11 protein-coding genes and 2 pseudogenes are annotated in these 16018 nt (G+C 56.4%); 5 read left to right on the top strand and 8 right to left on the bottom strand.

The window, feature by feature from the left end; translation table 11 throughout:
- Positions 1-72 precede the first annotated feature (72 nt).
- Positions 73-1299: an IS256 family transposase gene (locus ACQY4M_RS08905; protein ID WP_428539582.1), complete on the top strand. Its 1227-nt coding sequence runs from the start codon at positions 73-75 to the stop codon at positions 1297-1299.
- A 473-nt stretch (positions 1300-1772) separates the two neighbouring features.
- On the top strand, positions 1773-5456 hold the full coding sequence (locus ACQY4M_RS08900; RefSeq protein WP_428543268.1) for a vitamin B12-dependent ribonucleotide reductase: 3684 nt from the start codon (positions 1773-1775) through the stop codon (positions 5454-5456).
- A gap of 171 nt (positions 5457-5627) precedes the next feature.
- On the opposite strand, the gene ACQY4M_RS08895 is transcribed toward ACQY4M_RS08900, so the two are convergent.
- The 8 genes and pseudogenes from ACQY4M_RS08895 to ACQY4M_RS08860 form a co-directional block, all read right to left on the bottom strand.
- Positions 5628-6275: an autoinducer binding domain-containing protein gene (locus ACQY4M_RS08895; RefSeq protein WP_428543266.1), complete on the bottom strand. Its 648-nt coding sequence runs from the start codon at positions 6273-6275 to the stop codon at positions 5628-5630.
- A gap of 65 nt (positions 6276-6340) precedes the next feature.
- Positions 6341-7384: an IS5 family transposase gene (locus tag ACQY4M_RS08890; protein WP_428539227.1), complete on the bottom strand. Its 1044-nt coding sequence runs from the start codon at positions 7382-7384 to the stop codon at positions 6341-6343.
- 114 nt (positions 7385-7498) lie between these two features.
- Positions 7499-7654 (bottom strand): annotated as a pseudogene (locus ACQY4M_RS08885) (IS1595 family transposase); the annotation flags it as partial.
- Between the two features lie 103 nt (positions 7655-7757).
- A complete protein-coding gene (locus ACQY4M_RS08880) occupies positions 7758-8801 on the bottom strand; it encodes an IS5 family transposase (protein WP_428539221.1) in 1044 nt (347 codons plus the stop codon).
- A gap of 50 nt (positions 8802-8851) precedes the next feature.
- Positions 8852-9385 (bottom strand): annotated as a pseudogene (locus ACQY4M_RS08875) (IS1595 family transposase); the annotation flags it as partial.
- Positions 9386-9580: 195 nt separating this feature from the next.
- Entirely contained in the window at positions 9581-10528 is a 948-nt protein-coding gene (locus ACQY4M_RS08870) for a phosphatidate cytidylyltransferase (RefSeq protein WP_428543264.1), read from the bottom strand.
- Positions 10521-11045 carry a lysophospholipid acyltransferase family protein gene (locus tag ACQY4M_RS08865; protein WP_428543262.1) on the bottom strand — a complete coding sequence of 175 codons (525 nt, stop codon included), beginning with the start codon at positions 11043-11045 and terminating at the stop codon, positions 10521-10523. Before ACQY4M_RS08865 ends, ACQY4M_RS08870 begins: the two co-directional genes overlap by 8 nt.
- A complete protein-coding gene (locus ACQY4M_RS08860) occupies positions 11029-12255 on the bottom strand; it encodes an IS256 family transposase (protein ID WP_428539582.1) in 1227 nt (408 codons plus the stop codon). The genes ACQY4M_RS08865 and ACQY4M_RS08860 overlap by 17 nt, the downstream gene beginning before the upstream one ends.
- Positions 12256-12885: 630 nt before the next feature.
- On the opposite strand from ACQY4M_RS08860, the gene ACQY4M_RS08855 reads away from it, so the two are divergent.
- Genes ACQY4M_RS08855 through ACQY4M_RS08845 form a run of 3 tightly spaced genes read left to right on the top strand, consistent with a single transcriptional unit; the run spans position 12886 to position 15950 of the window.
- Positions 12886-13866, top strand: a complete 981-nt coding sequence (locus ACQY4M_RS08855; protein WP_428543260.1) for a TRAP transporter substrate-binding protein — start codon at positions 12886-12888, stop codon at positions 13864-13866.
- 60 nt (positions 13867-13926) lie between these two features.
- A complete protein-coding gene (locus ACQY4M_RS08850) occupies positions 13927-14640 on the top strand; it encodes a TRAP transporter small permease (RefSeq protein WP_428543258.1) in 714 nt (237 codons plus the stop codon).
- Positions 14637-15950 carry a TRAP transporter large permease gene (locus ACQY4M_RS08845; RefSeq protein ID WP_428543256.1) on the top strand — a complete coding sequence of 438 codons (1314 nt, stop codon included), beginning with the start codon at positions 14637-14639 and terminating at the stop codon, positions 15948-15950. Before ACQY4M_RS08850 ends, ACQY4M_RS08845 begins: the two co-directional genes overlap by 4 nt.
- The last annotated feature ends 68 nt before the right edge of the window (positions 15951-16018 follow it).

Here is a 16018-nt window from a genome sequence, read left to right as displayed (position 1 = left end):
CGAGGACGGCGTAATCTCCGGGTGCATCGAAGCCACCCAACCGGCGGCTAGAACCGCCAAGGAGATCACGCCATGACAAAGAATACAGCAACATCGACATCCGCGCTACTGGCCAATGAAGCAGGCTATGACCCGATTGAAGACCGGCTGCGCCAGAACATCCGCGCGACGATCGAGGCGGTTTTCGAAGAGGAGCTGGAGCAGTTTCTGGGCCGTTGCCGGTATGGCCGCAGCGGCGGGGCAAAGGCCGGATACCGCCACGGGCATCGCGAGCGGCAACTGGTCGGAACATTTGGAACCGAAACGGTGCGCGTGCCGCGTGCGCGGATCACAGGCGAGGCCGGCAAGGCCAGAGAATGGCGCTCGAAGGCATTGCCCCGCTACCAGCGGCTGACGAAGAAGGCCGAGGCGCTGATCGCTGCTGTCTACCTTTCGGGCACCAACACACGGCGGGTAAAACGCGCCCTGTTCGGCCTGTTTCAGGGGGCGGTCAGCAAGGATGTGGTGAGCCGCGCCTGGCGCAAGGTGAAGGTGGACTGGCAGGCGTGGTGCGCCCGCAGCCTTGCGGATGAAGACATCGTGCGGCTGATCCTGGACGGCACCGTGATCAAAACGCGGATTGACAGGAAGGCCACCAATATCTCGGTTCTGGCCGCGATTGGCGTGCGCCGGGATGGGCAGAAGGTCTTGTTATCACTGATGAACATGGGCGGCGAAAGCACCTCCGCCTGGCGTCAGTTCATCAACGATCTGGATGCGCGCGGGTTGAAACGGCCCGAATTTGTCATCGTGGACGGGGCACCGGGACTTGAGGTCGCTCTCATTGCCCTCTGGGGTGAAGATCTGCCGATCCAGAGGTGCACGGTGCACAAGCACCGCAACCTTCTGGCCAAGGCACCCAAGCGTATGCATGATGAGTTGACAGAAGATTACCGCGACATGATCTACGCCAAAACACCCGAGGAAATCGCCACCCGCCGCAAGGCATTTCTGCGAAAATGGCGGCTGAAATGCAAGGCCGTCGCTGACAGCTTGGAAGAAGCAGGAGATAAGCTTTTCACCTTCACGCGTCTGCCACAAGGCCAGTGGAAATCGGCCAGAACGACAAATGCGATCGAACGCCTGAACGAGGAATTCCGCCGCCGCATCAAGACCCAGACCGTGCTGCCATGCGCCGAGACCGTGCCGATGCTGCTTTGGGCTCTGATGGCCTCGGGGCAGATCGTCATGCGAAAGGTCGATGGCTGGGAAACGCTCGCTCAGCCCGTCGCCGACGCAACCCTTGACCAAGCCGCCTGACCGGCGCATAACTCAACCCGCTCGGAGGTGCCTGAAATCAATTTCCACCACTTTCGAGACACAACCGTCAGCCGAACTAAAAGAAAATTCAAACGGTCGTGAATTGTATAACGAATAGTGGGTAGGTTCCATTTTGGCGGGTGCAAATTTCGAACACCAGATTCGCCAATGTCTAAAACAGCCGGTCAACAGAAATATGCTGTGGAAAAGTAAAATATAAAAGTTGACGTGATAGGGGTTCCTACTTCACATTGTGGTGGCTGACCAAGGCAACACTAGATTTAGTAGTAATGGTCAATGAGGGACGGAATACCATATTTGATGCACCCCTAGGGTGATACCGACCGGTTTGCTTGAATGTACCGGATGGCAATGGCTTCCTTTACCACATGGGGTTGGCGCGAGTTTGGTGAAGGTTTCCGGATAAGGGGGCGCGCCAATAAATAGTGACGCACGATGGGGCAGACAACAAAATGAAAATAGAGCGCAAGTTCACAAAATCCGGTCAGGACGCATATTCTGACCTTGAATTTACCACAACATCATCTGAAATCCGCAACCCTGATGGCACCATTGTGTTTCGTCTGGATGATTGCGAAGTCCCGGCGGCCTGGAGTCAGGTGGCCTCGGACGTGATTGCACAAAAATATTTCCGCAAAGCCGGCGTTCCGGCGCGCCTGAAGAAGGTCAAGGAAAAGGGCGTGCCCGAATTCCTGTGGCGATCTGTTGCTGACGAGGCCGCGTTGGCCAAACTGCCCGAAGAAGAACGCTTTGGCGGCGAGATATCGGCCAAGCAGGTGTTCAACCGGCTGGCAGGCACCTGGACTTACTGGGGTTGGAAGGGTGGCTATTTCAGCAAGGAATCCGATGCCCGCGCCTATTATGACGAAATGCGCCACATGCTGGCCAGCCAGCGCGCGGCACCAAACAGCCCGCAGTGGTTCAACACAGGTATTCACTGGGCCTATGGCATCGACGGACCCGCACAGGGCCACTATTATGTCGATTACAAAACCGGCAAGCTGACCAAATCAAAATCCTCCTATGAACACCCGCAGCCGCACGCCTGCTTTATCCAGTCGATCAAAGACGATCTGGTGGGCGAGGGCGGCATCATGGACCTGTGGGTGCGTGAAGCGCGGCTGTTCAAATACGGCTCGGGCACCGGCACCAACTTCTCATCCTTGCGCGCAGCCGGTGAATCGCTGTCGGGCGGCGGGTCGTCGTCGGGTCTGATGGGCTTTCTTAAAATCGGTGACCGTGCTGCTGGCGCGATCAAATCCGGTGGCACCACACGCCGCGCCGCCAAGATGGTGATCTGTGATGCGGACCACCCCGATATTCAGGAATTCATCAACTGGAAGGTTCTTGAGGAACAAAAAGTTGCCTCGATCGTGGCCGGTTCCAAGATCCACGAAAAGGGCCTGAACGAAATCTTTGCCGCGATCAAATCGTGGGATGGCAAAGAAGAAGATGCGGTTGACCCCAAGGTGAACGAGACGCTGAAACTGGCCATCCGTAGCGCGAAAAAATACGCAATTCCCGAGACTTATATCAAACGGGTGCTGGATTATGCCAAGCAGGGGTATACCGCAATTGAATTCCCCACCTACGATACGGACTGGGATAGCGAGGCCTATAATTCGGTTTCCGGCCAGAACTCGAACAATTCAATTCGCGTGACCGATGCTTTTCTTAAGGCGGTCAAGGATGATGCCGACTGGGACCTGATCAACCGCACCGACGGCAAGGTGGCCAAAACCATCCGCGCCCGCGATCTGTGGGAAGATGTGGGTCACGCCGCGTGGTCCTGTGCCGATCCGGGCATCCAGTATCACGATACGGTCAACGCCTGGCACACATGCCCCGCAGATGGCGAAATACGTGGCTCGAACCCTTGTTCGGAATATATGTTCCTGGACGATACCGCCTGTAACCTTGCCAGCATGAACCTGCTGACCTTCCTAAAGGATGGTGAATTTCAGGCCGAAGATTACATGCACGCCACACGCCTGTGGACGCTGACACTGGAAATTTCGGTGACGATGGCGCAATTCCCAAGTAAGGAAATCGCGCAATTGTCCTATGATTTCCGCACCTTGGGCCTTGGCTATGCCAATATCGGCGGCTTGCTGATGAATATGGGCTTTTCTTACGATAGCGACGAGGGGCGCGCCCTGTGTGGTGCCCTGACCGCCATCCTGACCGGTGTTTCCTATGCCACATCGGCGGAAATCGCCTCGGAACTGGGGGCGTTTGACGGCTACGCCCGTAACGCCGACCACATGCTGCGGGTGATCCGCAACCACCGCAACGCTGCCTATGGCAACGAAAACGGCTACGAGGGGCTGGAAATCAAACCGGTGCCGCTGGATCATGCCAATTGTCCTGACAAACGGCTGGTGGAACTGTCCAAAACCGCCTGGGACGAAGCCTTGGCACTGGGTGAGAAATTCGGCTACCGCAACGCACAGGTTTCGGTGATTGCCCCGACCGGCACAATCGGTCTGGTGATGGATTGTGACACCACCGGGATCGAGCCCGATTTCGCGCTGGTGAAGTTCAAGAAACTGGCCGGTGGCGGTTATTTCAAGATCATTAACCGCTCGGTTCCGGCCGCTCTGGAAAAGCAGGGCTATGGATCGGCGCAGATCGAGGAAATCGTTTCCTACGCTGTCGGTCACGGCACCATCGGCAATGCGCCGGTGATCAATCACACGTCACTGATCGGGCACGGGTTTGGTCAACGCGAGCTGGACAAGATCGAAGAGGCACTGCCCTCGGCCTTTGACATCCGGTTCGTATTCAACCAGTGGACATTGGGCGAGGATTTCTGCGCCAAAACACTGGGTATTCCGGCAGATAAACTGAACGATCCATCATTCGATCTGTTGCGCCACCTTGGCTATTCCCGCGCAGAAATTGATGCCGCCAATGACCACGTTTGCGGCACCATGACGCTGGAAGGTGCGCCGCATCTGAAGGAAGAACACTACGGTATCTTTGATTGCGCCAATGCTTGCGGCAAAAAAGGCAAGCGTTATCTGTCGGTTAACAGCCATATCTATATGATGGCCGCCGCACAGTCGTTTATCTCGGGCGCGATTTCCAAGACGATCAACATGGCCAATGACGCCACAATCGAGGATTGCCAGAAGGCGTATGAACTTAGCTGGTCCTTGGGCATCAAGGCCAATGCGCTCTATCGTGACGGCTCGAAACTGTCGCAACCTTTGGCGTCGGCGCTGGTCGAGGATGACGAAGAGGCCGAGGAAATCATGGCCACCGGCAGCCAGCAGGAAAAAGCGGCTGTACTGGCGGAAAAACTGATTGAAAAGGTTGTGATCAAGGAGGTCTTCAAAAGCCACCGCGAGAAACTGCCGTCCCGCCGCAAGGGTTATACCCAAAAGGCGGTTGTCGGCGGGCACAAGGTTTACCTGCGCACCGGCGAATATGAAGACGGCAACCTTGGCGAAATCTTTATCGATATGCACAAGGAAGGTGCGGGTTTCCGCGCTATGATGAACAACTTTGCCATCGCGGTTTCGGTGGGCCTGCAATACGGCGTGCCGCTTGAGGAATTCGTCGATGCCTTTACTTTCACTAAATTTGAGCCTGCGGGCATGGTGCAGGGCAATGACAGCATCAAGAACGCCACATCCATTCTGGACTATATCTTCCGCGAGTTGGCCGTGTCTTATCTGGACCGCACCGATTTGGCACATGTCAAACCCGAAGGCGCGTCATTCGACGATCTGGGCCGTGGTCAGGAAGAAGGCGTTTCCAACGTGCAGGAAGTCAGCAAAAGTGCGGCCAGCAGGTCGCTTGAGGTGCTGAAACAGATTTCCTCGACCGGATATCTGCGTAAACGCGTGCCACAGCAACTGGTGGTGCTGCAAGGCGGGGCAGGGATGCAGGCTGGCGCGGTGGCACTGGAAGGCGGCACCGATCCGGCAGCCGTATTGCAAACACTGGTACCCGAAGTTGGCGAAAGCGCAACAACGACAGCACCGGCAATGGGGATGGACCCCGTCGCCAAGGCAAAAATGCAGGGCTATGAGGGCGAAGCCTGTAGCGACTGCGGAAACTACACACTGGTGCGTAACGGCACCTGTATGAAATGCAACACCTGCGGGGCGACCAGCGGGTGTAGCTAAGAGGCGCTTCCTTCCGAGTATGCGCTTGTAGGGATAGCGAGTTCCGGGGCGGGTGCGCTCGCCCCCGACGCGGATCAGGCCGCAGGCAAAAACAAACCGGGCGGTACAATGATGAGCCTGATCAGCGAAACTGGGGAGCCTTCGGGCTCCCCTTATTTTTGGGGAATCGGGCTAGCCGTGGGTTTGCAGAACGGAAAGACGGGTCAGGGCATCACGTTCTTTATCGTTAAGCAGCTCTGGGGTGCTGGTTTTGTCATGTAAAATTTCCAGCAGGTCGCTGATTTCGGAGATTTCATCGTCTGTGAAGTTTCTATCTCCACGAGCAAAACTGCTTACCGATCGAGAGCCCTCAGTTTCAATTGACAGAACGAAACCGTATTTCAGGCCATATTCGGCTGATTTTTTGAAAATTCCCTGAGAGTCATTTTCTTCCAGTTCATACCAATGAATTGTGCCAGTGTTTTGGAAACCCCAATGAACGGTGGGGTCCTGCAAAACCCAGCCCATCTGCGAATAATATTCAATCCACTCTGTTTTATAAGTTTGAAAAAGATACGTTGGAGTTGTAAATTTAATATGGAGCGCGATTGCATAGCCTTCAGGACAAAGCGTATCGAGCTTTGTAAGAATTGTGCCGATTTCTGCCTCGGATGTCATGATTTTGCTTACTCGCATTGTGGTTGATGCATTGACTGAGTATAACCTAGACAAATCTGTTTTAGATATCCATATAGGGAACCTCTGTAAATTCCCGTTTTCGCCTTCTTCGCGGCGGGGTGGACGGTTTTTCGCCTGTCCCGCCTGATTGCTTCGGATCATAAACCCATTTTCACCGGTTTCAAGCCGGTTTTGGGTATTTCAGGCACACCTCACCCCATGAACCCTTATCCCGGCGCCGCCAGGCCGCATTCGAACTGGACGAAGCGCTTCATGTTGTAGACCAGGTTCATCATCCCGATGCGAAATCGCGCCCGCTTCAGGCCGATGGAGCGGATCAGCTTGCCGCCCATGGAGCGCTCCTGAAAAGCGAATACATGCTCGACCCGGACCCGCACTTTCGAGCGCCTCCGGTTGGCCTTTTGCTGGCGCTCGCCAAGCGGCTTGCCGCGCCTGCCCTTGTGATGGATATGGCTGTGAAGCCCCCGCTCTTCCAGCTCGCTTTCGATCTTTTGCGAGCGATAGGCGCTGTCGGCCCACAGGTCCGATGAGGTGTTGCTCGCATCAATCAGACCGGCAAGCGCCTGGCTGTCATGCACGGCGGCATCGGTGACATCATAAGCGCGGATGAATTTGTGCCGCCGGTCGACATTGATGTGGTTCTTGTAGCCGTAATAGCTCTTGCCGTGCTTCTTCGTCCAGCGCGCATCCACGTCCTTCTGGCGCTTCTTGTGGGGTTTTTCCTCCCACTCTTCAGGCGTTTCGCCCGCCTTGATTTTCTCGTTCTCGTCCCTTTTGTTGTGCTGGCGCGGCGCCGGAACGATGCTCGCATCAACAATCTGCCCGCCCATCGCCAGATAGCCCTTTTCGCGCAGAAAGGCATCGAACTTGTCAAACAGCTCCTTCATCTTCCCGGCCCCGGCCAGCCTTTCACGGTAGGCCCAGATGGTCTTGGCGTCAGGTACGCTGTCTTCAATGCCAAGGCCGAGAAACCGCATGAACGACAGGCGGTCGCGGATCTGATACTCGATCTGATCGTCAGAGAGGTTGTAGAGCTGCTGCAAAACCATCGTCTTGAATATCAGCACCTCATCCCAAGGCGGGCGGCCAGCGTTGGATTTGCGCTGTTCGGGCGGCGTGCGCCATATGGCCTTCAGCTCGTCCCGGTAATCCTCGAACGGCACCATGTCGTTGAGCAACACCAGCGGATCACCAGATTTGTCCAGTCCCGCGTATCGGCTGGAAAGATCAAAAAATCCCATCTGACCCATGACAAAACCCCGTCGGTCGAATCATTTTCATCCTGATGACGATTCTACCCCGTCAGGCCGGATTTTGGGGGATTTTTAGAGGTTCCCTATATTTTTAGGGGCTGACCCAGATAACTACTTCAAGTAACGCTTAACCCATTGTCTTAGCTGCAATAACTGAGCTGAAGGGTCACTGTTGTTGAAACGCCACTCGCATTCCTTCAAATATAGCCCAAATTGGGCCTTGGGGACACCGTTAAATCGGCGCATGTGGCGCTTGGCTTGGTTCCAAAGACCTCTGCATGAGGCCATGGCTTTCGGTTGAAGCAAGATTTCGGCCGCCCACCTTGCGCCCCTGCGGGTCCGGCGGACAGACGGGTGGCGGGGTTTGGGGCTATGCGATTGCGGGGGTTTGCGGGTTGAGGGTGATCCTGTTTGCGGCCTTGAGCAGGTTTTGCGCGATGGCGGCCATGACCATCTGGGCATGCACCCTGGCGCGCCCGAAATATCTCGCCCGCTGCAGGCCGAAGAGGCGTTTCATCGTGCCGAAAGTCTGCTCGATGCGGAAGCGGCGTTTCGAAATCAGCCGGTTGAAGCGTTTCTCCGATTGCCGCAGGGGGCGGCCGCGCGCTGCCTTGCGCAGGATGCCGTCGCGGTATTTGCCGCGCAGCATCTGGCGGTTGGCCTTGCTCGCATAGGCCTTGTCGGCCAGCACCCGCTGCGCCTTTGCGCCCGCGATCATGGTGGCGAATTCGGGGCTTTCGGCGGCATTGGCGGGCGTGGTGTGCACCTTGTCGATAAAGCCCTCTTCGTCGCAGCGGGCAAAGCCCTTGTAGCCGAGCGTGCTCTTGCGGCCCTTCTTGACCCAGCGGGCATCAGGGTCGGCGCTGAAATGCAGCTGTGCCCCGTCGGGTGAGACCTCGGGCGGATCATCCGGCGTCCCTTCCCTTGCCCCGTCCTCTGCCCGGTCCTGCGGGGCGTCGATATGGGTGCGCGGGCGCGCCGCCGCCGCGATCAGGGTCGCATCAATGATCGCCGCCTCAGCCTCTTTCAGCTTCAGCCCATGCGCCTCGATCTGGCGGCAGACCTCGGCCAGCAGCTCATCGTAAACGCCACCCCGGACCAGCGCATTGCGGAACCGGCAGTGGGTCGTCTCATCCGGCACCGACGCGTGCAGATCGAGCCCGCAGAACAGCATGAAATCCAGCCGCACCTTCAAGGCCCGCTCCAGCTTCGGGTCGCTCAGCCCGTGCCACTGGCCAACCAGAAGACACTTGAACAGAACCAGCGGATCATAGCCCTGAGGCCCGATCCCCGAGCGCCCCAGACCGCGCCGCAGGATCGGCAAAAACGAGTTCCAATCCATCAGCGCGTCGATCTTCGACAGAACGTCATCCGCGCCGATCCGTGCCGCCGCTTCGTGCAGGAAAAGGTCCATCTATTCACCCCAGAGATTTCCCGGCTAGCTTACCAAAACGGCCAACCCGGGGGAATCCCGATGTTATGCAGAGGTCTTTTCCAGAAATTCTCGATGCCATTGATGTGGTTGTGACGGTCTGCAAAGAGCTTGGAATGGTTGATGCGAAAGTGGTGGAAGTCTGACACATCCAGCACATTATAACCGCGCCAACAATCGGAATAGACGATGGAATCCGGCACGACTTTGCGCTCTATGATCGGGATCAGAGTGGCGGATTTGGCGTCCGGGATGATCTTGGTGTAAACCTTCCCACCCCTTTTTAATATACCAAAAACGGGAATTTTACCTGCCGCACCACGCCCGCGTTTACCTTTGCGTTTGCCGCCAAAGTAGCTTTCGTCCACTTCTATTTCTCCGCCGAACATAGCTTGGCTTTCCGCCTCCAGCTCATAGGCGATTATCTCGCGCAGGCGTAGAAAATAAAACGCTGCGGTCTTGCGGTTTACACCACACAAACTGGCTGCTGTTCGTGCTGTCGATCCCGAAACAAAATGCTCCGTAAGACGGTCTTGCTTGTAGTGGCTCAGGCGACTCTTTCTCATGCTTCCCATCATAACCTCTTTTTAGGTTATCTGGGTCAGCCCCATAGGTAATTGTGGCTGACATCAGCCCCTGAACAATGCCTGCGTAAACCGGTTTGGGCATCGGATGGCCCCAGTTGGCAAACAACGCCCAAGACCCCATTGCGCAAAAGGCAAACAGAACATGGGTGATGCTGCTTTGCAGGATTTTACCCATCACACGGTCCAGAAATAACGCACGATGTGAAAGAAAATTGGTGCTGAGAAGATCACCGAATCCAGCCGGTCAATAAACCCGCCATGCCCCGCGATCATCTGGCCCCAGTCCTTGACCCCACGATCGCGTTTTATGGCCGACATCACCAATCCGCCAAAGAACCCCAGCAGCGCAATGATAAAGGCAAGCAGGCCCGCTTGCCAGAAGTTGAACGGTGTCATCCACCACAGGCTGGTCCCGACCAAAGTGGCGCTAAGAACGCCGCCAACAAAGCCCTCGACAGTTTTCGAGGGCGACAATTTCGGTGCGATTTTACGTTTGCCGGCCAGTTTTCCCCAGATGTATTGCAAGACATCGCTGGACTGCACCACCAGTATCAAAAAGGCGATCAGCAGGATATTCTGCCCCTCGTACCCCGGAATTTGCAAGCTGAGCAGGGCAGGGACGTGTGATACACAATAGACGGTAATCATCAACGCCCATTGGACCTCGGCGATGCGGATCAGGAAATTCTTGGTCTCGCCCCGCAGCACCGCAAGGATCGGCATGAACAAATAGGCATAAACGGGGATGAAGATTGAAAACATGCCATACCAGTCGATCCAGATGAAATAGAACTGAAGCGGAAGCACGACATAGAACACCATTGCCAAAACCAGATGGTCGGCGCGGCGTGTGTTGGTCAGGGATACGAATTCGCGCAGGGCAGCAAAGGACAGCAGGCCGAACAGGATCACCACACCGGCGCGCCCCCACACAAAGGCCAGCCCGATCACCCCGATCATCACCCACCACGCATTGATCCGCGCGTTCAGGTTTTCGATCACCGGATTAGGTTCGGATCCGGTTTGTTTGCGCGCCAGCAAATAGCCGATGGTCGAGGCAATGATCAGTACGATGGCCAGCCCGCCAAACAGGGTCACCAGATTTGTTTGATACTCAGTCATGGTGATTGTCCGCATTAGGGGAAAGGTTCAAGACGCATTTCTCGGCGCGTTTCAGGAAGGTCTGCTTGTCTTCGCCATCTTGCAGATGGATCGGCGCGCCAAAGGTGACGCTACAGGCAAAGGGAATGGGGATCACCTCGCCTTTGGGCAACACACGGTTCAGGTTTTCGATCCAGACCGGCACCAGTTCGACATCGGGGCGTTTTTCGGCCAGATGAAAGATGCCGGGTTTGAAGGGCAGCATCTGGTCTGTGGTGTTGCGCTGACCCTCGGGAAAAATAATCAGCGAACTGCCTTCATCCAGTGCTTCCAGCATTTGTTCAATCGGGTCCAGCACACGGGTTTCACGGTTTCTGTCGATCAGCACCGCGTTGAACACAGTGCGCCCGATAAAGGTTTTCAGTTTCGAGGTCAGCCAGTAATCGGCCGCCGCCGGTTGTGTCTCGAAAGTGGTGGAAATTGATTTCAGGCACCTCCGAGCGGGTTGAGTTATGCGCCGGTCAGGCGGCTTGGTCAAGGGTTGCGTCGGCGACGGGCTGAGCGAGCGTTTCCCAGCCATCGACCTTTCGCATGACGATCTGCCCCGAGGCCATCAGAGCCCAAAGCAGCATCGGCACGGTCTCGGCGCATGGCAGCACGGTCTGGGTCTTGATGCGGCGGCGGAATTCCTCGTTCAGGCGTTCGATCGCATTTGTCGTTCTGGCCGATTTCCACTGGCCTTGTGGCAGACGCGTGAAGGTGAAAAGCTTATCTCCTGCTTCTTCCAAGCTGTCAGCGACGGCCTTGCATTTCAGCCGCCATTTTCGCAGAAATGCCTTGCGGCGGGTGGCGATTTCCTCGGGTGTTTTGGCGTAGATCATGTCGCGGTAATCTTCTGTCAACTCATCATGCATACGCTTGGGTGCCTTGGCCAGAAGGTTGCGGTGCTTGTGCACCGTGCACCTCTGGATCGGCAGATCTTCACCCCAGAGGGCAATGAGAGCGACCTCAAGTCCCGGTGCCCCGTCCACGATGACAAATTCGGGCCGTTTCAACCCGCGCGCATCCAGATCGTTGATGAACTGACGCCAGGCGGAGGTGCTTTCGCCGCCCATGTTCATCAGTGATAACAAGACCTTCTGCCCATCCCGGCGCACGCCAATCGCGGCCAGAACCGAGATATTGGTGGCCTTCCTGTCAATCCGCGTTTTGATCACGGTGCCGTCCAGGATCAGCCGCACGATGTCTTCATCCGCAAGGCTGCGGGCGCACCACGCCTGCCAGTCCACCTTCACCTTGCGCCAGGCGCGGCTCACCACATCCTTGCTGACCGCCCCCTGAAACAGGCCGAACAGGGCGCGTTTTACCCGCCGTGTGTTGGTGCCCGAAAGGTAGACAGCAGCGATCAGCGCCTCGGCCTTCTTCGTCAGCCGCTGGTAGCGGGGCAATGCCTTCGAGCGCCATTCTCTGGCCTTGCCGGCCTCGCCTGTGATCCGCGCACGCGGCACGCGCACCGTTTCGGTTCCAAATGTTCCGACCAGTTGCCGCTCGCGATGCCCGTGGCGGTATCCGGCCTTTGCCCCGCCGCTGCGGCCATACCGGCAACGGCCCAGAAACTGCTCCAGCTCCTCTTCGAAAACCGCCTCGATCGTCGCGCGGATGTTCTGGCGCAGCCGGTCTTCAATCGGGTCATAGCCTGCTTCATTGGCCAGTAGCGCGGATGTCGATGTTGCTGTATTCTTTGTCATGGCGTGATCTCCTTGGCGGTTCCAGCCGCCGGTTGGGTGGCTTCGATGCACCCGGAGATTACGCCGTCCTCGAATTTCCACCAAACTCGCGACACTACCCGCCGCCACGGGGCGCGTCAGTTTGCGGATGGGCGGGGGCAGGACCGTCCACAGCAGAATAAAATCACCGTTGCTGACATGGTTGGCAAAATATACGCGCCGCCGCCGGCTGGGACGCACACCGTCCCAATTGGCAAATACCGCTGTGATAAAGCGCGAAAAGGAAATGATCGAGAAGCCGGTAATCTTGGCCGCAATTGCTAATATACTATTCATGGAGGACTTTAGATAAGATTGAACAGGCTTTGGCAACCGTGTTTCCAAGACGCGACATTTGAATTGCTTTTCAGGACTCCTGTTAGTCCAAGTGTGGCCCCAAAGGGCAGAGCCGCGGAAAATTCGTTGCAACACAAATAGATCAGGGGCTAAGGTGTGCGGGTGTTGCTGCCATTTCACGCCTGTCCTTGATGGGAAAAAGAGCGTGGCGGCGGCCGGTCTTGGGGTGTTTGGGGGGATATGGAATTCACCGATACTGCTTTGCAGGATCAAAAAGACAAACAAGACTGTAGATCAATAATAGGGAGAATAAATATGATCACATTCAAAACCAATCTGGCGGCGGCTGTCACCGTTGCCCTTACATTGGGTGCTTCTGCTGTGATGGCCGAAGACTGGGATATGCCGATGGCCTATTCCGCCACCAATTTCCATTCGGAAATGGGCGTGGTGTTTGCCGACAAGGTGCGCGAATACACTGATGGCGGTATCAATATCACCGTGCATCCCGGTGGATCACTGTTCAAAGGGGGCGAGATCAAGCGCGCGATCCAGACCGGTCAGGTGCCGATTGGCGAACGTTTCATGTCGGCCCATGCAAATGAAGCCCCGTTGCTGGGCTGGGACAATCTGCCGTTTGTTGCCACCACATACGAGGACAACGAAAAGCTGTGGCAGGCCGCCAAGGAAAGCGTGAATGCGCAGCTGTCCGACCTGAATCTGGTCGCGCTTTATACATGCCCGTGGCCGGGACAGGGGTTCTATTTCAAGAAAGAGGTGAATTCTTCTGCTGATACCCAAGGCGTGAAATTCCGCTCTTACAACACCGCGACGGCCACTTTTGCCGAAGCACTTGGCATGGTGCCGGTTCAGGTCGAAGCAGCCGAGTTAAGCCAGGCCCTTGCAACAGGTGTGGCCGAGGCGTTCATTTCATCCGGTTCAACCGGATATGACCGCAAAGTGTGGGAACAGCTGAGCTATTACTACAAGGTCAACGCATGGCTGCCGCGCAACTATGTGATGGTGAATAAGGGCGTTTGGGACGGGCTGGATGATGCGACCAAAGCCGGCATCCAGAAAGCCGCGGATGAAACCGGTGCCGCCTGTGCCGCAAAATCCGAAGAACTGGCGAACTGGTATTTCGAGCAGCTTGAGGCAAATGGCATGACCGTTACCGATGCCAGTCCCGAGTTTCTGGCCGAGCTTAAAGCCATTGGCGAAAAAATGACCGCCGATTGGTTGGCAACAACCGGTGATGCCGGCCAGGCCATTCTGGACGCTTACCACAAAATGTAAAAGCCGGTGGCCCCCGCAACATTTGCGGGGGCCACATTCTGGATTTCAGGGGATAACACGGTGAGAGACTGGCAACCATTTCTGGGGCTGCCCTTGTGGGTGTGGCTGTTCGTATTTCCGGCGCTGCTGGCTGGTTACTGCCTGATACAGGGCAGGGCAGCGAAACGGATATTGGCTCCGGTCTGGCGGTTTCTGGACAAGGTTTATGTCTTTGCCGGGATGATCGCCGCCTTTTTCATGCTGTTGATCCTGTTGCTGATCGTGGCGCAGATGATATCGCGCTGGTCGGGCCTGACGTTCCCCGGATCGACCGAATATGCGGGCTATGCGATGGCCGCAACTTCGTTTTTCGCACTGGCCTATGCACTGGTGAATGGCAGTCATATCAGGGTGTCGATTTTCCTGAATATGAACGAACATACCCGTTTCTGGCTGGACGCGCTGGCAACGCTGATTGCCGCCATCACTGCCACCTATTTCGCCCGTTACGCGATCAAGACAAACATCATGTCGGTGGTGTTGAATGACCGCACACAGGGGCAGGACTATACACCAGAATGGCTGATTTCCTTCTTTTCGATGTTTGCCAATGCGCCATCAAAATGGGGGCAAATCTGGGCTGAAACCGGATCCGGCTGGGTTTATACGCCGATCTGGTTGCCACAATTGCCGATGTCGGCCGGCACCATCCTGTTGGCCGTGGCGCTGTGGGATGCGTTAACGCGGCTGCTGGTGAACGGTGAAACCAGCATTGTGGGCGAGGCAATCGAATGAACGAATTATACGCGACCCTTACATTCCTGTTTGTGTTGTTTGCCCTGTTGGGTGGCTCGGTCTGGGTCGGGCTGGCCCTGATGGGGGTTGCCTGGGTGGGGATGGAACTGTTCACCACACGGCCCGCCGGGGATGCGATGATCACCACCATCTGGACAGGGGCAAGTAGCTGGACATTGACCGCCCTGCCACTGTTTATCTGGATGGGTGAAATCCTGTATCGAACGCGATTATCACAAGACATGTTTCGCGGGTTGGCGCCGTGGTTGCGCTGGCTGCCGGGCGGGTTGCTGCACACTAATATTGCGGGCTGCACCATCTTTGCCGCCGTTTCCGGATCATCCGCTGCCACCCTGACCACGGTTGGCAAAATGTCGATCCCCGAGTTGCGCAAACGTGGTTATCCCGAACATATGATCATCGGCACCTTGGCTGGCGCCGCCACGCTGGGTCTGATGATCCCGCCATCGCTGACGCTGATTGTTTACGGCGTAACCATCAACGAAAGCATTACCAAACTGTTCATGGCCGGCATTATTCCGGGTCTTATTCTGGCAAGCCTTTTCGCGCTTTATATCATGGGCTGGCATTTCATGTTCAAGGATCAGCGACCCGAACCTGAACCATCCATGAGCCTGCCGCAAATGTTGTCCGAAAGCCGCTTTCTGGTGCCGGTTTTGTTGCTGGTTTCTGTGGTGATCGGGTCAATGTATCTGGGATACGCGACTGCAACCGAGGCCGCAGCGGTCGGTGTACTGGGATCCCTCGCTCTTGCGGCAATGCAAGGGTCGCTGAACTGGGGCACCTTCACCGCCTCGTTGATGGGGGCCACGCGGACCTCGGCGATGATATCGCTGATCCTGATGGGGGCGTTTTTCCTGTCGCTGTCCATGGGGTTCACCGGATTGCCACGGCATCTGGCAGCCTGGATCGACAGCCTGAACATGTCGCCAACAATGCTGATTGTTGTGCAAACGATTTTCTATGTGTTTCTGGGCATGTTTCTGGACGGAATTTCATCGGTGGTGCTGACCATGGCGATCGTCGAGCCGATGATCCGGCAGGCGGGGATCGACGTGATCTGGTTTGGCATCTTCATTGTGGTGGTGGTTGAAATGGCACAGGTCACACCGCCGATCGGGTTCAACCTATTTGTGTTGCAGGGGATGACGCGGCACGAGATTTCCTACATTGCCAAAACCGCCGTGCCGATGGTCGGGTTGATGTTGCTGATGGTGGTGATCCTTGTGATCTGGCCCGAGATCGCAACATGGTTACCTGACAACATCCGGCAAGCACCAAGCGGGTAACGCCAATTACAGGCACGCTGGTCAGCATATGCGATCATCACAGGCCCGTGCTGCTCTCTCGGCGGGGA

Origin of the sequence: Profundibacter sp. (assembly GCF_965277155.1) — a bacterium.
Taxonomy (GTDB): domain Bacteria; phylum Pseudomonadota; class Alphaproteobacteria; order Rhodobacterales; family Rhodobacteraceae; genus Profundibacter.
The sequence above is the reverse complement of the archived record's forward strand: the minus strand, read 5'-3'. Positions and strand labels throughout refer to the sequence as shown.